Origin of the sequence: Mycobacterium sp. OAS707, assembly GCF_014873705.1 — a bacterium.
Lineage (GTDB): Bacteria > Actinomycetota > Actinomycetes > Mycobacteriales > Mycobacteriaceae > Mycobacterium.
Map to the genome: position 1 here is coordinate 732,779 of NZ_JADBDS010000003.1, position 19,990 is coordinate 752,768.

Below are 19,990 nucleotides of genomic sequence, written 5' to 3' on the forward strand. Positions count from 1 at the left end.
TTCTCACCTCTTTCTGCGAGGTGCGCGCCTGGCCGGCTGCGGACCAATCCTCGATTCAAGGATCCGTGCCTGCGCTTCGCGCTCCTCACGCGCGGATATCTCTCCACGGCCGCGCGCTTCCGCGAGTTCCTCTAGCTGCCGACGAGTCCTTGCCGGATCGTTCAGTTCGTCGTTGACCTGCCGCTGGATCAGCTCGGCGAGCGTCACTACGCCGCGAACCGGAGTCAGGGGCCACAGCACCAGCGACGAGAGGATGCCCATTGTCAGCCTTCCGCCGTACGGGTGACGACGAAGTCGTATGCCGCAAGGGGCCCCAGCAGCCGCAGCTGCACTCTGTCGCCCCATTCCTCGGCAAGGTCGTCCACCTCGGCCTGCAGTTCGTCGTGGTCGTCGACGGCAGCGAGCACCGCCAGATTGACGGCGTCCAGTTCATGCGTGGGCTTGCGGACATTGACCTGCTTGGCAACACCCTTGAGCTTGTTGACCGCGGCGTCGGTGTCTGCGGCACGTTTGGCGTCGATCGCCTTTACCACGATTTCGCCAAGCGCCATCCGCGCCTTGCGGGAAGCGTCTTCTGACATGCCCACCAGGCTCTGGCGAAGGCGTTGCGCCTCACTGCTTTCCGAGATCACCTCCCGCAGGATGATGTCCTCCTCGTAACGGCCCTTCAGGACGTACTCCGCCTGTCCTTCAAGGGCATGCAGCGCCCCGGCGAACTCGTCGTGATTCTTCCGCAGCAGTTCTTCGGCAACCGAGTCTTCGTCGGTCATCACCGCCCCGAATCGCAACGGCAGCACCGGCGCAACCGACGCCGTTCCGTCGAGCAGCCGGGCGTGCGCCTGCAGGCATTCCGGCTTCCCGAGCGGTTCGTCGGTGGGTACCTGACTGACGAGCGCCGCGATGTCGCCCTCGCGAATCACCGTGACCGTCGCCGGTGGATCGCCGATGCCTTGCGCGTCTTCCTCGACCTCGACATCGGCGGGAACGATTCCGTACACATAAATTCCCGTCGCCGCTTCAGCGCGGCCGGACCCTTTACTCGTCATCATCACTCCTTCGCCGCGCTCGGCGGGGAGCCCGTTCGCGTGACGACGTGGACTCGCCAAGGAGATCGCTGAGCTTTTCACCCGCCGCTTCGAGCGCGCCTTTCGTCTTGTGTTTGGCACCGCCCTCGGTGATGTCACCCACCAGTTCGGGCAGGCCGGCCTTGGGCTCCTGCGCAGAGATGTCGAGCCGGTTCACCGCTTCGGCGAACCGTAGATACGTGTCGACGCTGGCGACAACGACGCGAGCGTCAACGGTCAATATCTCGATGCCCACCAACGAAACTCGAACATAGGCATCGATGACCAGCCCCTTGTCGAGGATCGTGTCGATCACGTCGGCGAGGCTGCTGGAACTCGGCCCACCGACGTCGCCGCCGGCGGGTTGAATCGCGGTAGTCACGAGCGGGCCGCCTTCCTGGCCGGCGAGCGCCGTTGCCCCGAAGCGGACCGCGGTTGGGTGCGCGTCCTGGATCGGCTTGGCTTCGACTCACTGGTTTTACTGCGCGCGGCCGTCTTTCGCGGCCGACGCTTGGGCCGATCGGCCGACTTCTCGTCGGATTCAGCGTCGTTCGACACGACTTCGCCATCCCGGATTTCACCCTGCCAGCCGTCGACGTCGTCCGCATGCAGGATCGTGTCGGTCATCACCTGCCGCTGGAAGTGCTTGAGTTCCAGCCGAACCCGCCTACCCTGAGCGCGCCACAGGTTGCCGGTCTTTTCAAAGAGTCCTTGCGGATGGTATTCGAGCACAACCACGACACGCGTCAGGTCGGGCGTCAATTCATGGAACGTGATGGCACCGTCGACATACCCCTTGTCGCCCTTGGATTTCCATACGATCCGGTCATTGGGCACCTGCTCGACGATCGTGGACTCCCACGTCCGGTGCGACAAGAACACCTGCGCCTTCCACCGCAACTTCTCGTCGGAGACCTGCTCGACCTGTTCCACTTTCTTCATGAACTTCGGGAACTCGGCGAATTGAGTCCACTGCCGGTAGGCCACGTCGATCGGGACTCCCACGTCGATCTCCTCGACGATGTTGGTGACCTTGATCTTGCCGCCGCCACCCTTGCCGCCCTTGCCGCCAAGAGCCTCTGTTACCGAATCCTTTACGCCCTTCAGCGAGTCCTTCACCTTTCCCGCGGCACCGCCAACACCCGCGCGCAGCGCCGACTTCACCGGGGATGACACATCGTCGAGGCCAGTCACCGCCGAGAGCAGACCCCCTCCACCGTTCTGCGCGTAATCGGTCAAGCGGCCGGTCGCTCCGGTGAGACGATCTGACACCGAACTCACCGCCCGGTCGGTCATGGACCCCGCCAGCCGCTGGATGGAATCCTGCAGGGCGCCTGCTCCGTTGGACGAGGCGCTTTTTTGGGTTGTCTGCCTTGCCATTTCACTCACCTGCCTCGGCGCACAGGTGCCCGCTTGGCGGCCGCCGATGCGCGTCCGCGACGCGACGGCCCCTTTGGCGGTTCACCGTCACCGCTCGATGTCGTCGTTCTGCGCCGCGTCGATGCCCGCGGAGCTGACGCCTTCCGTGCCGCCCGCCTACGCGGTGGTGGCGGCTCGTCCTCGAATTCGGCTTCGTCATCCAAGTCGTCCTGGTCGTCCTGCTCGTCCTGGTCGTCGCCATCGAGGTCTTGGTCGTCGAAATCGTCATCATCGAGGTCCTCGTCTTCGAGGTCCTCTTCTTCCACGTCCAACGGCTCTTCGTCGTCGTAGGCTTGCTCGTCTTCAAACTCGTCGCGGTCATCGAAGTCGTCACGCCGGCGACGTCCGCGCCCGGCAACCGATGTCAGTCCCCGGCCCGCGGAGCCAACCGCACGTCCGACGTCTTCGGTGGGCACCACGCCCTGCAGACGATCGTTGAGCGCATCAACCCGATGAGTCGCAGCAGAAACCGCGGCAGCTTTGGCGGCTGTCAGCACCTCTCCGCGCAATTGGTCGGTCAGATCATGCAATTGATCGGCGGCGCCGAGCGACTTCAATCCATGGGCGAGGAGTTCGGCGGATCGGGCCGGAAACTTTCCGGTGATCCCCGCTGCCGCCAACATCATGGCTATCCGCATCTTCCTGGTTCTGCCGAGTAGGTAGCCCGCTCCGACAGCGACCGCCACCTTTGCTCCGTTCGACACGATGCGCCTCCCTTCCGCTTTCTAACGTCCGATACATCCGGTGCGTAGCGCTGGATCGCTGTTGGCCGTTCCGTCGCCCGCGACCGTCGTATGTCACCTGCTCTACCCCGTCGCGCTCGCCGCTAACCCGATAAATGCTGAGGTAAATCGCTGTTTCTACGTATCCGTCAGTAATGCAAACCCTTGCCGATAGCTCGCCGCGCAGGTATGACGCATGTCACAGCGCTTATGTACCTCGGGATCGTTCGCTTAGTTAATTAACGCGTCAAATAGGTAGATCTTGACTCACCGGAAAGTTCGCTAGATCCGCTTCGGCCGACCATTTTCCACCGGGCACGCTCGACCGGCCCACGCGCGTGTGGGCCAAACACACGGTCTGTCGACTCGCCGCTTCAGGCCACGCGCTTGCGAAGCTTGCGTGCCTTCTTCTGCGTCGTCTTGGTGATCTCGTCAACAGGGTGCGCCAACGACCGCGGCAGCATCAGCTGGACCGCCCGCGTCAGCAGCCGCCGAGCGAGGCCCAGCAGCGGAATGCCGAGCGGAAGCAGAATGACCGTCACACACAGCACAAAGCCGAGAAGGCCGAGAATCGCCGCGACGATCCACAGCAGCGCGCCAAGCAGGCCTCGTAGGAGCCGCATCTCAGCCGCCGATGTGCATCATGTCGCCGGCGAGGCCGAACAGCCGAGAACCGAGCTTCATCACTGGAATGCCAAGCGGGATCAGGAGCACCGTCACGCACAGCACGGCCCCGACGAGCCACACCAACGCCGCGACGATGCCCAAGACGACGCCGAGCACAGCCCCGAGGATTCCGAGCACCACACCAAGCAGGCGATTGAGAACTTGCACGATGACCCTCCTCAACTACGGAGGATCAGAGCCGGCGAAGCGGGCGCAATCACCGGCTCCGCTCCCCGTAGGTGGGGCTACCCCTTGGGCACAGAATTAACCCAGGCGTCGATTCCGCCCTGTAGCGGTCACACTCGCGACGAGTGGATCGCGTCGCGCAGCCAGTCGCGATCGGTGAGGTATCGCTCGGCCAGCCTGGCCGTCCCCGTCGCGAACCCGTCGGTGAACGCGATCGCGGCGTCGGCATCGGCGTGCGAGGCAACCCAGGCGGTCAGCATGAGTCTGCGCAGCATCACCAACGTCGGGATCACCTCCAGGTGTTCGCCGGGAATGTCGCGCACCTCGTGGTAACCGCGCAGCCAGTCGGCGATCATCCGCTCGGCCTCGGGGGTGTCCTCGATGAACGACACCACTGCGGCGAGATCGAAGAGATACCAGGACCATCCGCAGTCGTCGAAGTCGATGACCGTGATCCGTCCCGAAGCATCGGTCGGGTCGACCATCAGATTCGCCATCCGCAGATCCGCGTGGATCAGGCCGAAACGGTCTGTCCCACATCCGAATTCGGTGAGCCGGCGGCCAACCTCGGCGGCCGCGCGTGCCACGACGGCCTCGTCCGCGGAAGTAAGACCAGGCGCGTGCCGCCAGTTGCCCCAGCGCGCCTCACGACCGAGCGTGGCGTCGACGTCCCAGCTGAACCGGGTGAAGTATTCGGGTGCAGTCCATCGCTGGACGTGATTGTGCATGGCCGCCGTGATGCGACCGAGTTCGTCGAAGCCGACGACATCGGGTTGCTCTTCGGCGGTGCAGCCGGAAATGAACGTCACCGCGTCGACGTGCAGGGTATTGCCGCCGACCGTGGCTGGGACCACGTCACGGCCATCACGCGCCGGGATCAGATGCGGGGTCAGCACGCCGGCCTGCTCACGCAGTGCGGTCATCCACTGCAGTTCCGAGCGGATCCCGTCCAGCGAGTGGTAGCCGGGCCGGTGCACCCGCAACACCATCGGGTCGCCGTCGTCGACCAGGTACGTGGCGTTCTCCGACAGGCTGAGCAGACGCAGCGGACTGTCGGGTTCGCGGCCGTAGGCGGCCAGCGCCGCACGGGCATACGACACGTGGTCGGGCGGCAATCCGGACATTCCACACAGTCTGACGGACGACGCCGGATACAGCAGACTGGGCCCGGTGAGCTTCAGCAACATCATGGACTCGAACAGCTACACCGCCGGCGACGACGGCGACCCGCTGATCGAGGCGCGTGAGCGGGTGCTCGGCCCGGCGAACCGGCTGTTCTACGACCGGCCTGTGCATCTGGTCCGCGGGCTGGGCAGCCACGTGTTCGACGTCGACGGCCAGCGGTATCTGGACGCTTACAACAACGTCGTCAGCGTCGGGCACTGCCACCCGCACGTGATCGAGGCGGTCACGCGCCAGATGTCGACGCTGAACACCCACACCCGTTACCTGCACCGCGGCATCGTCGACTATTCCGAGCGGCTGCTCGCCACCATGCCCGCCGAGATCGATCAGGTGATGTACGGCTGCACCGGCTCAGAGGTCAACGACCTCGCGTTGCGCGTCGCCGAGGCCTTCACCGAAGCCAAGGGCGTCATCGTCACCCGCGACGCTTACCACGGCAACACCGCTGCGGTGACACAGATTTCGCCGTCGCTGGGTGACTCGACCACGCTCGCCCCGCACGTGCGGACGGTGCCGCCACCGGACAGCTACCGATATCCGGACGCGGCAGCGCGATTCGCAGCCGATGTGGCGCAGGCAGCTGACGACCTGAGCCAGAAGGGGATTCGCGTCAGCTGCCTGATCGCCGACACGATCTTCTCGTCCGACGGCATCTATCCCGACCGCTCCGTGCTTGCACCCGCGGTCGACATCGTGCGCCGAAGCGGGGGCGTGTTCATCGCCGACGAGGTGCAACCGGGCTTCGCGCGCACCGGCGAGTCCATGTGGGGCTTCGAGCGCCACGGCGTGGTCCCCGACATCGTCACGATGGCCAAGCCGATGGGCAACGGCCTGCCGGTCGCTGCGATGGCGGTGCGCGACCAGGTCTTGTATCCGTTCGCGGTCAGGGTGCCGTACTTCAACACCTATGCCGGCAACCCGGTGTCGATGGCCGCCGCGGCGGCGGTGCTCGATGTCATCGAGGTCGAGAACCTGATGGCCAATGCGGCCACGATCGGCACGGCGCTGCGGACCGAGTTGGCGCGGATCGCGGAAAGCAACCCGCGGATCGGCGATGTGCGCGGGGCAGGGCTGTACATCGGCGTGGAGATCGTCAGCGACGCCGAAACCAAGGCACCGGATCGTGCCGGCGCCAAGGCACTGGTCAACGCCATGCGCGAACGGCGGGTGCTGATCTCGGTGTGCGGTCATGACGGCAACGTCCTGAAAATCCGCCCGCCGCTGGTGTTTTCCAGCAGCGACGTCGACTGGTTTTGCAGCGAATTCACAGCGGCGCTGGCGGTTTAGCCCGTCCGTGGTGCGGGCACGCTTTTCCTATGTCAGTGACAGCATTTCAAGATCTGCCGCTCGCTGATCGCGACCGTGAGTGGGACGGCGACGCGGCAGAAAAGCGAGTTCGTAAGTGGGCCGATGCGCAAGACGAGCCCAACCAGAAATATCGCGACGCGCACGTCTGGTACGACAGCGACAACAAGGACAACTTCACCGCCTACAAGCTGCTGATCGCCGACGTCGTCGACGGCAAGCTGGAGGCCGTCCCTCGGGGTGTGATGGCCGCCGGCGCGATCATGCAGGGCTCACGCGGCGGCGTCGACCTTCCGAAGGACGACATCGACCGCGTCAAGAGCCACCTGGCCAAGTACTACAAGAAGATGGGCGACACGGCTCCCTGGGAGCGCAGCTAGGTAGATTGCGGGCGTGACCGCCGGCAGGTTCGCGCCCAGCCCGTCCGCCGATCTGCACATCGGCAATCTGCGTACAGCAGTGCTGGCGTGGCTGTTCGCGCGTTCGACGGGACGTCGGTTTCTGATGCGCGTCGAGGACCTCGACGACCGCACCCATGCCGACATCGCCAACCGCCAACTCGACGATCTGGCGGCGATCGGGCTGACGTGGGACGAGCCTGCCGAATGGCAGTCCGCACACCCGCAGCGCTACGACGCCGTCGTCGGCGAGTTGGCCGAGCGCGGTCTGCTCTACGAATGCTATTGCACCAGAAGGGATATCGCGCAGGCCCCGCGAGCGCCGCACGCACCGCAGGGCGCTTACCCGGGCACCTGCCGCGACCTCTCCGATGCCGAACGGGAGGACCGGCGTCGCGAGACAGGCCGCCCGCCGGCGCTGCGGTTGCGCGCTGACACGTTCGTGCACACGGTCCACGACCTGCTGCACGGCCAGTACACGGGCATCGTCGACGATTTCGTTGTGCGGCGCGGCGACGGCGTGGCGGCCTACAACCTCGCGGTGGTGGTGGATGACGCTGCGCAGGGTGTCGACCAGGTGGTGCGGGGCGACGACCTGCTGTCGTCCTCCCCGCGGCAGGCCTACCTCGCGCGGCTGCTCGGCTACCCGGAGCCGACGTACGCCCACGTCGCATTGGTGCTCAACGAAGACGGCGCGCGGCTGGCCAAACGCGACGGCGCTGTGACGCTTGCCGAGATCGGCGTCGAGCGGGCACTGGCGCAGATCGCTTCCTCACTCGGCTATTCGGCGGCGACCCCAGAGCAGATGCTCACGCAGTTCAAACCGGCTGCGCTGCCTCGCGAACCGTGGATATACCGGCCGGGTTGAGCAGAACTCTTGGTGTACACGAGCAGACTTGCTAGCTTCCGCCGGTGTGCAATCTACGAAGAGCCGTCGTGGCCGTTTTGCTGCTCGCCGCCTGTCTGCTCACGGCATGCGGTTCGTCGGCCACCAACGGCGACAACCCGGTCAAGTCGGCAGGAGTGCTGCGCGTCGGGACCGAAGGTGTCTACTCACCGTTCAGCTACCACGACCCTGCCACCGGCCAGCTCGTCGGCTACGACGTCGACGTGGCCCGCGCGGTGGCCGACAAGCTCGGCGTGAAGGTCGAATTCGTTGAGACGCCGTGGGATTCGATCTTTGCGGCGCTGGAGGCCAACCGGTTCGATGTGGTGGCCAACGAGGTGACCATCAACGCCGAACGCAAACAGAAGTACGACCTGTCCGAGCCGTACTCGGTCGGCGAGGGCGTGATCGTCACACGCACGAACGACAACTCCATAACGAAGCTCGCAGACCTGAAGGGCAAGATCGCAGGCGAGAACGCGACCAGCAACTGGGCGGACGTGGCCCGAAAGGCGGGGGCGCGCGTCGAGACCGTCGAAGGGTTCACCCAGGCGATCAAGCTTCTCAATCAGGGCCGCGTCGACGTCGTCGTCAACGACAGCATCGCGGTGTACGCCTACCTTGCCGAGACTGGCGACACCTCCGTCAAAATCGCCGGGAACGTCGGCGAGAAGAGCGAACAGGGCTTCGCCGCGCGCAAAAACAGCGGACTTCTCCCGGACCTGAACAAGGCGCTCGACGAACTCCGTGCCGATGGCACGCTGGCGAATATCTCGCAGAAGTATCTGAAGGCCAACGCGTCCGGGGCCCCCGCAGGCAAGCAGTCGAAGTCGACGTGGGGGCTCATTGCGGAGAGCCTCGGGCCGCTGGCCAAGGCGGCGATCACCAAGACGATCCCGTTGACGGTGATCAGTTTCGTGATCGGCCTCGTGCTGGCTCTTGCGGTTGCGCTGGCGCGACTCTCTCCGAACCTGATCCTCACCAACGTCGCGCGGTTCTACATCTCGATCATCCGCGGAACCCCTTTGCTGGTACAGCTTTTCATCGTGTTCTACGCGCTTCCTGAATTGGGCGTGAAGATCGATCCGTTCCCCGCGGCGATCATCGCGTTCTCGCTGAACGTGGGCGGCTACGCGGCGGAGATCATCCGGTCGGCGATCCAGAGCATCCCCAAGGGGCAGTGGGAAGCCGCCGAGACGATCGGCCTCAATTACGTTGGCGCGCTTAGGCGCATCATCCTTCCACAAGCCGCGCGGGTGGCGGTGCCGCCACTGTCGAACACGTTGATCTCACTGGTGAAAGACACTTCCCTCGCCTCGACCATATTGGTCACCGAGTTGCTGCGGCAGGCCCAGATCATCGCGGCGCCGACATTCGAGTTCTTTGCGTTGTACGGCACGGCGGCCGTGTACTACTGGGTGATCTGCCTGGTGCTGTCGTTCGGTCAGAGCCGCGTGGAACACCGGCTGGAAAGGTATGTGGCGCGATGACAGAGAACCGCGTGGTGGCCGAAGGTGTGCACAAGGCCTTCGGAGACAACGAAGTGCTCAAAGGCGTTTCCTTCAACGTGCCGCAAGGCTCGGCGACGACGATCATCGGACCGTCGGGTTCGGGGAAGACGACCCTGCTGCGCGCGCTCAACGCGCTGGACGTGCCTGACGCGGGAGTGGTTCGGGTCGGGGGGGTCGAACTGGACTTCTCCAAGCCGGTGAGCAAGGACCTGCTGCGTCGCTATCGCGCGCAGAGCGGCTTTGTCTTCCAGTCTCACAACCTTTTTCCGCACAAGACGGTGCTGCAGAACATCACCGAAGGCCCGATCTTCGTGCAGAAGAGATCGAAGGACGATGCCGAGGCCGAAGCCCTCGAACTGCTCCAGCAGGTCGGCTTGGCCGAAAAGCGCGACCAATATCCGTATCAACTGTCCGGTGGGCAACAGCAGCGCGTCGGCATAGCGCGGGCGCTGGCGCTGAAGCCGAAGGTCGTGTTGTTCGACGAGCCGACGTCGGCGCTGGATCCCGAACTCGTCGGCGAGGTGCTGTCAGTCATCAGGGACCTGGCCGTCGAAGGTTGGACTCTGATCATCGTCACGCACGAAATCCAGTTCGCCAAGCAGGTTTCCGATCAGGTGCTGTTCACCGATCAAGGAGTGATCCTGGAGCAGGGCCCGCCCGCCGAAGTCATCGGCAATCCGAAAGAAGAGCGCACCCGCCAGTTCCTTGACCGGATTCTCAACCCGCTCTAGCGGCGCGAGTGTGGGATTGATGCACGCACTTTGTGGTTCAGGTGTGCGGGTAACCCACGTTCGCGCGTCAGGTCGCGACGGGCGAGCGGCCTTTTGCGGCGCGCTCTGCCGCTGCGGTCAGTTCGTCGCGGAACTGCGGGTGGGCGATCGCGGCCAGCGCCTCGCCGCGCTCACGCACGGTCTTGCCCTCCAGTTCGGCGGCGCCGTATTCGGTGACGATGACGTCGACCTGATGCCGTGGCGTCGTGATCACAGCACCGGGACCGAACCATGGCACGATCCGCGACTGCACCACGCCGTCCTTCTCGAACGTCGACGGCAGGCAGATCAGCGAGCGATCGGACAGTTCCAGTCCGGCGCCCGCCACGAAGTCTTCGGCACCTCCGATTCCGCTGAACTGCCCGCCGGAAATCGTGTCCGCGACGACCTGACCCTGGACGTCGATGGCCAGCGCGCCGTTGATGGTGGTCATGTCGTTGTTGGCCGCGATCACATCCGGTGCGTTCACGATCTCGACAGGCAGGAACGCGACATCGGAGTTGCCGTTCAGCCAGTCGTAGAGTTCGGCCGAGCCGAACGCGAACGTCGTCACACTCACCCCGTCGTATTGGCCCTTGCAGGCGTTGGTCACCTTGCCCGCGCGGTGCAGGCGCATGCAGCCGTCGGTGAACATCTCGCTGTGCAGGCCGTAGTTGCCGCCATTGCCCTCGGCCAACAGCGTGGCGATCTGGTTGGGAATCGAGCCGATTCCCGTCTGCAGCGTCGCCCCGGAAGGGATGTATGCGACGGCGTGCCGTGCGATCGCGCGGTCGACGTCAGTCGGTGCCGCCTCGCCCCCGGGCAGCGCGAGCGGGGCATCGGTCGAGTGCACCAGGATGTCGATCTCGTCGACATGCAGCGCGTGGCGGTCCTCGCCGAGCCCGAACGTCCGCGGATAGGCGTCCGACACCTCGACGACCAGTAGTCGGTCGGGATCGGCTCCGGCGCGGTGCAATTCGCCGATCGTGCCGCCTGCGTGCAACGAAAGCGAACACCAGCCGTTCGTGTCTGGCGGCGTCGCGACGGTCGTCATCACCCGCGGCGCCTGACGCTCGAGCAGCGGGCCGAACCGGCGAAAGTCGGCAGGCGCGAAGTCGATGTCGGCACCCATGGCTTGCAGCGCCCGCTCGATCGGACCGTAGAAGCCCGAAAGGTAGTGCACGCCTTGGCGCGAGAACAGTTCGGTCCCGACGGCCAGTAGCGCACCGTACACACGCAGATTCGTCCAGTCATCGCGCTGACCGAGCGCGCGCATGAACGCCGGCGGTTGGCCCGGCCCGAGCGGCATCCCGAGCGTGTCGGCCGTGTCGAGCAGCGCAGCGGCCTGCTCGGCGGTGAGCTCTGTTGGCATCCGCTAGAGCTCCTTTTGGCCCCACGGCGAACCGTAGGCGGTCAGCAGTTCGAGGAAGGGCACCGAGTCGAACGCCTCGGGCCCGAGCACGCCGCTGCCCCTCCAGGTGTCGTTGGCCAGAAGCTCCAGCGCCACAACGGGATTGATGGCGGTTTGCCAGACCACGCACTGATGACCGTACTCCGTCATCGACCATTGGTTGTCGACCACGTGGTACAGGTAGGTCGATCGCGGATTGCCGTCCTTGCCGGTCCCCGTCACCCACAGGCCGGCGCAGGTCTTGCCGTGCATCTTGGGCCCGAGCGTGGCGGGATTCGGCAGGCAGGCCGCGACGACATCGCGCGGACTGACCTCGACGCCGCCGACGGTGACCTTGTCGGTGCGATCGAGGCCGAGCTTGTGCAGCGTCTTGAGCACGTCGATGAACTCCTCGCCGAGGCCGTACTTGAAGGTGGCGCGTTTGCAGTTCACCCAGCGCGGCATCAGCAGGACTTCTTCGTGCTCGACGTTGACGCATTCGACCGGGCCGATGCCGTCGGGAAAGTCGAAAACCTCTGGCTCAGAAAAGGGTTCGGTGGTGAACCAGCCGCGGTCGGCCTGCCAGATCACCGGCGGATTGAGGCACTCCTCGATGGTGGTCCAGATCGAGAACGACGGCGCGAACTCGTAACCGTCGACGGTGAGGTTCGAGCCATCGCGCGTGCCGAGCTCATCGATGTCGGAAAACAAGTGATCGGCGGCGTATCGGGCGAACACGTCGGAGAGGCCGGGCTCCACGCCTATCCCGACCAGAGCGAGTCGGCCCGCCGCCTTCCACTGCTCCTCGACCGCGAACTGCTCGTCGCCGAGTTTGACGCCGGTGAGTTCGTAAGGTCGCTCGGGATGGCGTTGCGACAGGCTCATCGCCATATCGAGGTAGTCGGCGTTGCCGGCCAGTGCACCGTTGAAGATGGGCATCACGAACCGCGGGTCGACGGCGTTCATGACGTGGGTGATGCCGTGTTGGTCGACTACTGCAGCGACGTCGTCGGCCCACGTCGCGTCCACCCGCGCTGCCGAGAACCTGTCGTCGCCAACGGCCTCCGCGGCTTGTTTGGCCCGCGATTCGTCGTAGTCACTGACGACGATGTGCTCGAAGAAATCTCGACGCGCCGCGATGGCGCAGAACGCCGCACCGACCCCGCCTGCGCCCACCAACAGAATTCGCATGCGCTCGACCGTATACACGGTCTCGCCGAGATCGACGTTTTGGCGAGTTCTACTCGAACTTTTTCGGTTATAAGCGCGTCGAGTAGTACTGGCCGAGAACGTGCGCGCGGAGTTCGTCGAACTCGCCGGAGCGGATCGCGCTGCGAATCTGATCGACGAGGCGGATGACGAAGCGCTCGTTGTGGATGGTGCACAGCGTCTTGGCGAGCAGTTCTTTCGCCTTGAACAGGTGGTGCAGGTAGGCACGGGTGTAGTGGGCGCAGGTGTAGCAGTCGCAGTTCGCGTCGACGGGACCGAAGTCACGCCGGTAGCGCGAGTTGGTGACGTTGAAGCGGCCGGTCGGCGAGTAGACGGCGGCGTTGCGCGCGACGCGCGACGGCGAAACGCAGTCGAAAGTGTCGGCGCCCGCCGCGACCGCGGCGAACAGGTCGTCGGGCTCGCTGATGCCCAGCAGGTGGCGGGGTTTGTCCGCGGGCAGCTCACTGCTCACCCAGCCGACGATGGTCGCGAGGTTCTGCTTCTCCAGCGCGCCGCCGATGCCGTACCCGTCGAAGCCTCGCCCGTCCTCGTCGACGATGCTCGTCAGCCCGCGGGTGGCTTGCCTCCGCAGGTCCTCGTATTGGGCGCCCTGCACGACACCGAACAACGCCTGCGCGGGCTTGTCCGGATGTTCGGTGGTCAAGCGGCGGTGTTCGACCAGGCATCGGACCGCCCAGTCGTGGGTGCGCTGCACCGACTCTTCCTGGTAGCCACGGGTGTTGACCAGCGTGGTCAACTCGTCGAACGCGAAGATGATGTCCGCCCCGAGCTTGTGCTGAATTCCGATCGACACCTCTGGGGTGAAGCGATGGGTCGAGCCGTCGAGATGGGAACGGAATGTGACGCCGTCGTCGTCGACGTGGGCCAGCCGCTCCTTGCCCTCGGCGATGATGTCGTCGGCCTGCACTCGCTCGGTGTCCATCGCCAGCACCTTTTTGAAGCCGGCACCTAGCGAGAGCACCTGAAACCCGCCGCTGTCGGTGAAGGTGGGGCCGTGCCAGTTCATGAACGCGCCGAGACCGCCTGCCTCCTCGACAATGTCGGGGCCGGGCTGCAGATACAGGTGGTACGCGTTGGCCAGAATGGCTTGCGCACCAAGCTCTTTCATGGTTTCGGGCAGGACCGCCTTGACGGTGGCCTGGGTGCCGACGGCGATGAACGCCGGGGTGTGGATGTCGCCGTGCGGAGTGCGAATGATGCCGGCGCGACCGAGTCGTCCAGGCAATTCTGCGTCAACGCTGAAGAACGACTCACTCACGCCGTAGATTCTGCACTGTGAGAACTGGGTGGGTGGCCGCCGCAGCGGCAACGTTGGCTGTCGCGGGCTGTTCATCTGCTCCGCCGGACTACAAACCAGGGCCGGGGATGCTCGTCGCGGGCACCGCGCAGGTCACCGTCAACGGTCAGAACGTCGGTACCACCCAGGCGGTGGCGTGCACGCCTGCGGGCCCGCTGACCACGATTACCACCGGCGACCAGGTGTCGGGGGTGACGGCGCTGATCTCCAACAAGGACGAACTGGCCGCCGACGCCGTCAGCATCAACAACGTCGGCGGCTTCACCGGCAGCTACAACAGGGGCCTGGGCGGGGACGCCAAGGTCACGATGGCCGGCAGGACCTACGACATCAGTGGAACAGCCGACGGCTTCGCCACCGCCAACCCCAGCTTCCGCACCTCGGGCACGTTCGCCATCAAGGTGGCTTGTTAACGCGCCAGGAATCGAACAATCGCCTCAGCGAGCTCCTCGCCGGCGTCTTCCTGCAGGAAGTGTCCGGCATTGGCGATGACGGGATGCTCGATGCCTTGGGCGCCACGCATCCTGCTCGAGAAGATGGGAGCCATTGCGCCGGTGATCGGGTCGCTGTCGCTGAACGCCACCAGCATAGGAGTCGTGCTCTCGCACAACGCTTTCCACGCCGCGCGGTTGGCCTGCGTCGCCGGGTCCTCGGGTGAAGTGGGCACCAGCCCCGGCATCGCGCGCGGGCCGACGCAGTAGCTGTCGTCGGGGAACGGCGCACTGTAGGCCGCGCGGATTGGGTCGGTGAGCGGGTGCGCGCAACCGGCCTCCACCCACCTGCCCACGTCGAGTTGCGGGGTCCGCTGAATGGTCTTGTAGAAGTTCCACCACACGTCGGGCATCCGGTGATCGCCGGTGGGCAGTCCGGTGTTGGCGACGACGATGCGCGCCAAGCGATCCGGATTCTCGGCGGCGATGCGCAGGCCGATCAGGCCACCCCAGTCCTGTCCGACGAGCGTCACCTGTCGCAGGTCGAGCACGTCGAACGCGAGGGTGCGCATCCATTCCACGTGCCGGGCATAGGTGTGGTCCTCGATGCGGGTCGGCTTGTCGGACCTACCGAAACCGACCAGGTCCGGACAAATGACCCGATACCCCGCAGCCACCAGGATGGGCATCATCTTGCGGTAAAGAAACGACCACGACGGCTCACCGTGCAGCATCAGCACCGGATTACCTTCGGCCGGGCCGTCTTCCACCCACGCCACCCGCAATTGCCCGCCCTCACCGTCATCGACTTCGCAATACTTTGCGGGATAAGGGAATTCAGGCAGTTCGGCAAACCGCTCGTCTGGCGTGCGCAAACTCTGCATGGTGGCGAAGATATCGGATATCGCAAGAGCCACGGGGCCGTTCGCGTCAACCCCAGATAACAATCAGCGGCTGAACAGGCAAATTTTTCGCCAAATCGCCATGTCCGCGTTGAACAAGCCAACCATACTGGCCGGGATGCTCCGCCGATCTTGACGGATCACAACAAAAACAAAGGAGAACCAGTGGTGAAGCGTGGGTTCGTGGTCGCCGTAGGCGGCGCGGCAATTGTCATCGCCGGCCTGTCAGGCTGTTCGTCGGATGACAAGAAGTCCGAAAGCAGCGGCAGTTCAACAGCGAGCAGCGCGTCGGGCACCGCCTCAGTCAGCGCAACGGCAGCACCCAGCGGGGGCGGCACCAAGGTCACGATCGACGGCAAGGACCAGAACGTCGCCGGCACCGTGGTCTGCACCGCGATGGGCGGAAACATGAACATCGCGATCGGCGAGGCCGCAACCGGCATCGCCGCCGTGGTCAGCGAGGATGGCTCGAACGTCACCTCCGTGGGCCTCGGCAACGTCAACGGCGTCACGCTGGGCTACCAGAGCGGCACCGGCCAGGGTGAGGCCAAGGCCACCAAGGACGGCAACAAGTGGACGATCACCGGCACAGCGACCGGCATTGACATGGCCAACCCCATGCAGCCGGTGAACAAGCCGTTCGAAATCGACGTCACCTGCCCGTAGCCAGGTACTTCAGGTTCGACACGACGGCGGCGCCTCCGAAAGGGGCGCCGCTGTTGTCGTGAGAACGCAAGGCTCAGGCGGGAAGGGTGTAACCGGCCGCCGACTGGCGCAGCTGCCAGACCTGAGCTGGGCACAGCTCGTTCACGGCCTGGTTGATCAGGTAGGCGCCCTGGTAATAGTCGGCCGTGTTGAAGTCGGCCTTGACCTGTTCGACCAGTTGCGCGTAACTCATCTTCGCGGCGACCCGGTCGCAGATGCTGTTGCCGTAGCCGATCGCGGCGTCTGCGTTGGGGAAGTTGTAGCCGGGACGCACGGTCACGTTGACGAGGTAGGCCACCACATCGGCATTGGCGGGTGCCGCGAAAGCAACCAGCGACAACAAGCTCGCGAACACGGCGACAGCCAGCGACTTCATGCGTAGTGAGCCTAATGCGCACCCGTGCGCCTGCGCAGGGCCCTACGCTAAGCGCCATGAAACTCATGGCTGCAGTGGCGTTGGGTTGTGGATTCATCGCGGCACCGATGGTGACGGCGACGAGCGCATCGGCGTATCCGGTGTCCTGTGACGGCACCGCGCCCGCCTGCGTGCCGTATATCGAACGCGGCGCCAGCGCGGGCGATGCCTGTGTCACGAGCACCCGATACAACCTGGCCCTCGACCCGTCCGGTGCCACGCTGGCATGCAGCGCCAAGGGGCAGTGGATCAGCTCGCCGCCGCTGGTCGGCATCCGCACCAACCGCGCGGCGTGCGGTGAGGACAAGGGCGTGGCGCTGACGGCCGACGGCGTGACGATGAGCTGCATCGGCGGCGCATGGACACCCGACTACGGCGTGCCGTTCGCTTAACGGCGTAGGGGAGGCGGGCTGTCGGCAGGCCCGATCAAGTCGCTTGGGCTACTCGACGTGGTCCGTCGCCACCGTCCATACAAAGGAAGCTCGCGCATGGTCCGGGTCGACCGGCGTGGGTATCGACGGGCTACATGCCGAATGCCGGTGCGCACGAAGCGAGTCGGTTCGGTGAACCAACGCCATTCGTAGAGCTGACTGTCGTTGAGCCGCTGAGCAATTGCCTCGGAATCGATGCCCTCGAAGTGCGACCGAATCCAGGAGACCATCACCCAGGCGTCGGACGCTGCTTCGCCGTCCGGCACGGTGAAGGTCCAGTCGATCGGGTCGTCGCGGGCGCTCATCGTGGTTCGAGGTGCCGGCGACACGGGTGTTGCAGCGAATTCCGGCAATCCGAGGAGATCCACCGTGACGTTGTGAAAGACGCCGGGACCACCAACCTCGAAGCGGACGCAGTGCTCACGACCCCCGGCCGATTCCGTGCGCTCCGACGAGAACGCCACCATCCCGCCGACTGCAACCAATCGGGCGTATACGAGCTGACTTCCGAAGTCGAGGAGTCGCCGTGCAGCAAGAATCACTGTCAGCGTCGCGACGGTAAGCGCGAAAACACTCAGCACGAGCTGCACGGGGACAGCCTTACAGACGAGCGCGCCGTTGTCGGCAACAAAGCGCTACCAGTGCAACAACCCCTGGCCGATTGTGTTGACAGTCGCAGTGGTGCTTCCCAGCACTGCGGTGACCGGAATCAACAGCGTCACTCCTGGCACTGGCACCGCTTTGAGAATCGGGGTGGCCAGGGCGAGAACGCCGCTGACGATGTCCAAAGCGCCGCCGATCAGATGAAGAGTCTTGAGTTCGTTCAACCCGGTTTGCAGATGCCATACGCCCAACGCCCCTGCGATCACGGGGTTCATCAGGTCCTGGGCTCCTTTGAGGTCGTAGGCAATCACCGCACCGATGAGCCCAAACGGGTTGGGCAGTGCGGCGGCAGGCCCGGCGAGTGAGACAGCGCTCGTCGGCTTCGCCGTCGCCGAAAAACGGCTCCCCGCCGTGTTGGCGCCATTGAAGCCGAACACCGTCGAACTGCCTACGGCGTCAACGGGATCCGGGCTGGAAACCTCAACGGGGTCGGCAACGGGCTGCGCATCGGCTGCCACCGCAGCCGACTTCTCCGAGGTGTCGGTGACTGTCTCCGTCGGGGACTTTGAATCCTCTGCTGTCGGTGTGGCGTCGGGCGACTCAGTGTCCTTCTGCGTCGTCGCGTGCTTACCGGCATCCGACGACTTGGTGTCGGGTTTTTCTGTTCCATCGAGCGCAGAATCGGCGACTTTGGTAGTCGTTGCTGTGTCCGCAGCCGCTGAGTCATCGGACGTCGGCGTGTCCGACTCGGACTTCTTGTGGTCGGTAGCGGGAGAGTCGGGCTTCTTCGGGGCGTGGACCTGGTCGTCGGACGAGGTCGACGTCGATGATGCCGAGGACGCGGTGGCGGCGGGTTTACCCGAATCGTCGTCAGCCTGTGCGATACCCGACCCGCCGACGAATGCGGCCCCGAGCGCGACACTGACCGTGATCGCGCCGGCGCCCAGCCAGTTGTACGGCTCCAAATGGCGCGATGTTCTCGCGCGATGGCGGCCGCCTCCGTTTCGACGGGCACTCGAGCGAGCCTGAGATGAATGTGCGGCCATGAGCAAATCCCCGTTCGTTAGGGCAGTGCGGGTGAGAGTCGCGTTTATTTACCACGGCGCAGGTTTGACGTAGGTGCAAATAAGATAAGTGTGAGCAAGACCAAGATCAGAGTCCTGGTGCATCCACTGAAACCGCAGCTCAAGCGAATCGGCAGCCCTCGCTGATCGTCTCGGAGACGGCGTAACCGGCCGGCGATCGCGGCCTCGAAAGCTTCGCCATCAAGCGCTGAGCGAACTTCTCGCAGGTCTTCAGCGTCGAGAAGTGACGCCATCGACCTGCTCGAACAGGCTGCTGGCTGTTGGCGGTGGCGGAGGGATTTGAACCCTCGGACGGGGGTTACCCGTCACACGCTTTCGAGGCGTGCTCCTTAGGCCGCTCGGACACGCCACCGTGTGGCAGCTTACCGGCCGACGACCGCCCTAATCCAATCGCTGCTTCGCGAAGAACGCCTCGAGCGGCGCGGCGCACTCGGAAGCCAACACTCCCCCGCGTACTTCGGGCCGGTGCGTGAGCCGACGATCGCGCACCACGTCCCACAACGACCCGACCGCACCGGTCTTGGGTTCCCACGCACCGAACACCAGTCGCGCTACCCGCGCCATCACCAACGCGCCCGCGCACATCGTGCATGGCTCCACCGTGACCGCCAGCGTGGCGCCTTCCAACCGCCAGCCGTCGCCCAACGCGGATGCCGCGGCCCGCATCGCCAGGATCTCGGCATGCGCGGTCGGATCACCGAGTTCCTCGCGCATGTTGGCCGCCCGCGCCAATTCCGTGCCGTCCGCGCCGACGATCACCGCCCCGATCGGCACATCGCGCGGGCCCGCTGCCCGCGCGGCCTCCAACGCAACCCGGATGAGGTCTTCGTCGGTTTTCACCGACCCAAACGGTCGAGGACGGCCGACAGCTCGTCGGCGAATCCCATCTCCCTGGCGATCCGGCCCAACTGCTCGTCGGCATACAGGTCGGATTCGTCGAGGATCACGCCAAGCACCGCTTCCGGCAGGCCGATATCGGCCAATACCCCGAGGTCGCCCTCCTCGAACGGGTCGGCTTCTTCGAGTTCCTCGGGTGAGATGTCGTTGTCGAGCTTCTCGAGCACCTCGGCAGCGATGTCGTAGTCGAGTGCGGCGGTTGCGTCCGAAAGCAGCAGCCGCGTTCCGGCAGGCGCCGGCCGCACGATCACGAAGAACTCGTCGTCGACGTCCAGCAATCCGAAAACGGCACCGGCACTGCGCAATTCGCGTAGCTCTGTTTCCGCCGCGGTGAGGCTGTTCAGGGCGGCCTTGCGCATCGCCGAGCAACGCCACTTGCCGTCCTCGCGTACAACGGCCACGCCGAAGCCGTCGGGCATATCCGCGGCCTGGCCCTGTGCCGGTGCACTCTGTGCTCCCATGTGGGCTAACGGTAGTCCGGAGGTGCAGGCTTTACCAGCAATGGCCACCAAG

At 65.0% G+C, this 19,990-nt stretch carries 25 protein-coding genes and 1 tRNA gene; 8 read left to right on the forward strand and 18 right to left on the reverse strand.

Annotated elements, in window-relative coordinates; translation table 11 throughout:
• Window positions 1-3 precede the first annotated feature (3 nt).
• The 8 genes from GGC64_RS21745 to GGC64_RS21780 all read right to left on the reverse strand — a co-directional run bounded on the left by GGC64_RS21745 (window position 4) and on the right by GGC64_RS21780 (window position 5,181).
• Window positions 4-261 carry a gas vesicle protein GvpG gene (locus GGC64_RS21745; RefSeq protein WP_192724590.1) on the reverse strand — a complete coding sequence of 86 codons (258 nt, stop codon included), beginning with the start codon at window positions 259-261 and terminating at the stop codon, window positions 4-6.
• Between the two features lie 2 nt (window positions 262-263).
• Window positions 264-1,049 (reverse strand): GvpL/GvpF family gas vesicle protein, encoded by a 786-nt coding sequence (locus tag GGC64_RS21750; RefSeq protein WP_192724591.1) that lies wholly within the window; start codon window positions 1,047-1,049, stop codon window positions 264-266.
• Window positions 1,036-1,446 carry a gas vesicle structural protein GvpA gene (locus tag GGC64_RS21755; protein ID WP_192724592.1) on the reverse strand — a complete coding sequence of 137 codons (411 nt, stop codon included), beginning with the start codon at window positions 1,444-1,446 and terminating at the stop codon, window positions 1,036-1,038. The genes GGC64_RS21750 and GGC64_RS21755 overlap by 14 nt, the downstream gene beginning before the upstream one ends.
• Window positions 1,443-2,444, reverse strand: a complete 1,002-nt coding sequence (locus tag GGC64_RS21760; protein ID WP_192724593.1) for an SRPBCC family protein — start codon at window positions 2,442-2,444, stop codon at window positions 1,443-1,445. Before GGC64_RS21760 ends, GGC64_RS21755 begins: the two co-directional genes overlap by 4 nt.
• 5 nt (window positions 2,445-2,449) lie before the next feature.
• Window positions 2,450-3,187 (reverse strand): hypothetical protein, encoded by a 738-nt coding sequence (locus GGC64_RS21765; RefSeq protein WP_192724594.1) that lies wholly within the window; start codon window positions 3,185-3,187, stop codon window positions 2,450-2,452.
• A gap of 392 nt (window positions 3,188-3,579) precedes the next feature.
• Window positions 3,580-3,828: a hypothetical protein gene (locus GGC64_RS21770; protein ID WP_192724595.1), complete on the reverse strand. Its 249-nt coding sequence runs from the start codon at window positions 3,826-3,828 to the stop codon at window positions 3,580-3,582.
• 1 nt (window position 3,829) lies between these two features.
• Entirely contained in the window at window positions 3,830-4,039 is a 210-nt protein-coding gene (locus GGC64_RS21775; protein WP_192724596.1) for a hypothetical protein, read from the reverse strand.
• Between the two features lie 128 nt (window positions 4,040-4,167).
• Window positions 4,168-5,181: a phosphotransferase enzyme family protein gene (locus GGC64_RS21780; protein WP_192724597.1), complete on the reverse strand. Its 1,014-nt coding sequence runs from the start codon at window positions 5,179-5,181 to the stop codon at window positions 4,168-4,170.
• Between the two features lie 46 nt (window positions 5,182-5,227).
• Between GGC64_RS21780 and GGC64_RS21785 the strand changes: the two genes are divergently transcribed.
• From GGC64_RS21785 to GGC64_RS21805, 5 genes are all read left to right on the forward strand, one after another.
• Window positions 5,228-6,529, forward strand: a complete 1,302-nt coding sequence (locus GGC64_RS21785) for an aspartate aminotransferase family protein (RefSeq protein WP_192724598.1) — start codon at window positions 5,228-5,230, stop codon at window positions 6,527-6,529.
• Window positions 6,530-6,558: 29 nt separating this feature from the next.
• Window positions 6,559-6,927: a hypothetical protein gene (locus tag GGC64_RS21790; protein ID WP_015309820.1), complete on the forward strand. Its 369-nt coding sequence runs from the start codon at window positions 6,559-6,561 to the stop codon at window positions 6,925-6,927.
• A gap of 13 nt (window positions 6,928-6,940) precedes the next feature.
• Window positions 6,941-7,813: a tRNA glutamyl-Q(34) synthetase GluQRS gene (gene gluQRS / locus GGC64_RS21795; RefSeq protein ID WP_192724599.1), complete on the forward strand. Its 873-nt coding sequence runs from the start codon at window positions 6,941-6,943 to the stop codon at window positions 7,811-7,813.
• Between the two features lie 77 nt (window positions 7,814-7,890).
• Window positions 7,891-9,321, forward strand: coding sequence for an ABC transporter permease subunit (locus tag GGC64_RS21800; protein WP_225952331.1), 1,431 nt, complete (start codon window positions 7,891-7,893; stop codon window positions 9,319-9,321).
• A complete protein-coding gene (locus tag GGC64_RS21805; protein WP_192724601.1) occupies window positions 9,318-10,073 on the forward strand; it encodes an amino acid ABC transporter ATP-binding protein in 756 nt (251 codons plus the stop codon). Before GGC64_RS21800 ends, GGC64_RS21805 begins: the two co-directional genes overlap by 4 nt.
• 67 nt (window positions 10,074-10,140) lie before the next feature.
• Here GGC64_RS21805 and GGC64_RS21810 read toward each other — a convergent pair whose 3' ends face one another.
• The 3 genes from GGC64_RS21810 to tgt form a co-directional block, all read right to left on the reverse strand.
• A complete protein-coding gene (locus GGC64_RS21810; protein WP_192724602.1) occupies window positions 10,141-11,463 on the reverse strand; it encodes an acetyl-CoA hydrolase/transferase family protein in 1,323 nt (440 codons plus the stop codon).
• A 3-nt stretch (window positions 11,464-11,466) separates the two neighbouring features.
• The gene (locus tag GGC64_RS21815) at window positions 11,467-12,672 is read right to left on the reverse strand and encodes a saccharopine dehydrogenase family protein (RefSeq protein WP_192724603.1); all 1,206 of its coding nucleotides are present in this window, start codon (window positions 12,670-12,672) and stop codon (window positions 11,467-11,469) included.
• Window positions 12,673-12,739: 67 nt separating this feature from the next.
• Window positions 12,740-13,969, reverse strand: a complete 1,230-nt coding sequence (gene tgt / locus GGC64_RS21820) for a tRNA guanosine(34) transglycosylase Tgt (RefSeq protein ID WP_192724604.1) — start codon at window positions 13,967-13,969, stop codon at window positions 12,740-12,742.
• A 17-nt stretch (window positions 13,970-13,986) separates the two neighbouring features.
• Here tgt and GGC64_RS21825 point away from each other — a divergent pair, with 17 nt between their 5' ends.
• A complete protein-coding gene (locus tag GGC64_RS21825) occupies window positions 13,987-14,421 on the forward strand; it encodes a lipoprotein LpqH (protein ID WP_369434816.1) in 435 nt (144 codons plus the stop codon).
• Here the strand turns inward: GGC64_RS21825 and GGC64_RS21830 are convergent.
• Window positions 14,418-15,323, reverse strand: coding sequence for a haloalkane dehalogenase (locus tag GGC64_RS21830; protein ID WP_192724605.1), 906 nt, complete (start codon window positions 15,321-15,323; stop codon window positions 14,418-14,420). The two genes, GGC64_RS21825 and GGC64_RS21830, sit on opposite strands and share 4 nt — an antisense overlap.
• A 186-nt stretch (window positions 15,324-15,509) precedes the next feature.
• Between GGC64_RS21830 and GGC64_RS21835 the strand changes: the two genes are divergently transcribed.
• Window positions 15,510-16,007, forward strand: coding sequence for a lipoprotein LpqH (locus GGC64_RS21835; protein ID WP_192725229.1), 498 nt, complete (start codon window positions 15,510-15,512; stop codon window positions 16,005-16,007).
• 73 nt (window positions 16,008-16,080) lie between these two features.
• On the opposite strand, the gene GGC64_RS21840 is transcribed toward GGC64_RS21835, so the two are convergent.
• Window positions 16,081-16,422: a DUF732 domain-containing protein gene (locus GGC64_RS21840; protein WP_192724606.1), complete on the reverse strand. Its 342-nt coding sequence runs from the start codon at window positions 16,420-16,422 to the stop codon at window positions 16,081-16,083.
• A 56-nt stretch (window positions 16,423-16,478) separates the two neighbouring features.
• Between GGC64_RS21840 and GGC64_RS21845 the strand changes: the two genes are divergently transcribed.
• Window positions 16,479-16,853, forward strand: coding sequence for a hypothetical protein (locus GGC64_RS21845; RefSeq protein ID WP_192724607.1), 375 nt, complete (start codon window positions 16,479-16,481; stop codon window positions 16,851-16,853).
• Here the strand turns inward: GGC64_RS21845 and GGC64_RS21850 are convergent.
• The 5 genes from GGC64_RS21850 to GGC64_RS21870 form a co-directional block, all read right to left on the reverse strand.
• On the reverse strand, window positions 16,850-17,482 hold the full coding sequence (locus GGC64_RS21850) for a hypothetical protein (RefSeq protein WP_192724608.1): 633 nt from the start codon (window positions 17,480-17,482) through the stop codon (window positions 16,850-16,852). The genes GGC64_RS21845 and GGC64_RS21850 overlap by 4 nt on opposite strands.
• 45 nt (window positions 17,483-17,527) lie before the next feature.
• Window positions 17,528-18,460, reverse strand: coding sequence for a hypothetical protein (locus tag GGC64_RS21855; protein ID WP_192724609.1), 933 nt, complete (start codon window positions 18,458-18,460; stop codon window positions 17,528-17,530).
• Window positions 18,461-18,841: 381 nt separating this feature from the next.
• Window positions 18,842-18,932: transfer RNA gene (locus tag GGC64_RS21860), tRNA-Ser, on the reverse strand.
• 29 nt (window positions 18,933-18,961) lie between these two features.
• Window positions 18,962-19,420, reverse strand: coding sequence for a nucleoside deaminase (locus GGC64_RS21865; protein ID WP_192724610.1), 459 nt, complete (start codon window positions 19,418-19,420; stop codon window positions 18,962-18,964).
• Entirely contained in the window at window positions 19,417-19,938 is a 522-nt protein-coding gene (locus tag GGC64_RS21870) for a tRNA adenosine deaminase-associated protein (RefSeq protein ID WP_192724611.1), read from the reverse strand. Before GGC64_RS21870 ends, GGC64_RS21865 begins: the two co-directional genes overlap by 4 nt.
• Window positions 19,939-19,990 lie beyond the last annotated feature (52 nt).

What these genes read in the sequence shown, in the direction of transcription:
- GGC64_RS21810 (WP_192724602.1), bottom strand. Translation starts at nt 11,463, where the DNA reads ATGCCAACAGAGCTCACCGCCGAGCAGGCCGCTGCGCTGCTCGACACG.
- GGC64_RS21770 (WP_192724595.1), bottom strand. Translation starts at nt 3,828, where the DNA reads ATGCGGCTCCTACGAGGCCTGCTTGGCGCGCTGCTGTGGATCGTCGCG.
- GGC64_RS21870 (WP_192724611.1), bottom strand. Translation starts at nt 19,938, where the DNA reads ATGGGAGCACAGAGTGCACCGGCACAGGGCCAGGCCGCGGATATGCCC.
- GGC64_RS21830 (WP_192724605.1), bottom strand. Translation starts at nt 15,323, where the DNA reads ATGCAGAGTTTGCGCACGCCAGACGAGCGGTTTGCCGAACTGCCTGAA.
- GGC64_RS21750 (WP_192724591.1), bottom strand. Translation starts at nt 1,049, where the DNA reads ATGATGACGAGTAAAGGGTCCGGCCGCGCTGAAGCGGCGACGGGAATT.
- GGC64_RS21805 (WP_192724601.1), top strand. Translation starts at nt 9,318, where the DNA reads ATGACAGAGAACCGCGTGGTGGCCGAAGGTGTGCACAAGGCCTTCGGA.
- GGC64_RS21845 (WP_192724607.1), top strand. Translation starts at nt 16,479, where the DNA reads ATGAAACTCATGGCTGCAGTGGCGTTGGGTTGTGGATTCATCGCGGCA.
- GGC64_RS21780 (WP_192724597.1), bottom strand. Translation starts at nt 5,181, where the DNA reads ATGTCCGGATTGCCGCCCGACCACGTGTCGTATGCCCGTGCGGCGCTG.
- GGC64_RS21840 (WP_192724606.1), bottom strand. Translation starts at nt 16,422, where the DNA reads ATGAAGTCGCTGGCTGTCGCCGTGTTCGCGAGCTTGTTGTCGCTGGTT.
- GGC64_RS21790 (WP_015309820.1), top strand. Translation starts at nt 6,559, where the DNA reads ATGTCAGTGACAGCATTTCAAGATCTGCCGCTCGCTGATCGCGACCGT.
- GGC64_RS21815 (WP_192724603.1), bottom strand. Translation starts at nt 12,672, where the DNA reads ATGCGAATTCTGTTGGTGGGCGCAGGCGGGGTCGGTGCGGCGTTCTGC.
- GGC64_RS21760 (WP_192724593.1), bottom strand. Translation starts at nt 2,444, where the DNA reads ATGGCAAGGCAGACAACCCAAAAAAGCGCCTCGTCCAACGGAGCAGGC.
- GGC64_RS21745 (WP_192724590.1), bottom strand. Translation starts at nt 261, where the DNA reads ATGGGCATCCTCTCGTCGCTGGTGCTGTGGCCCCTGACTCCGGTTCGC.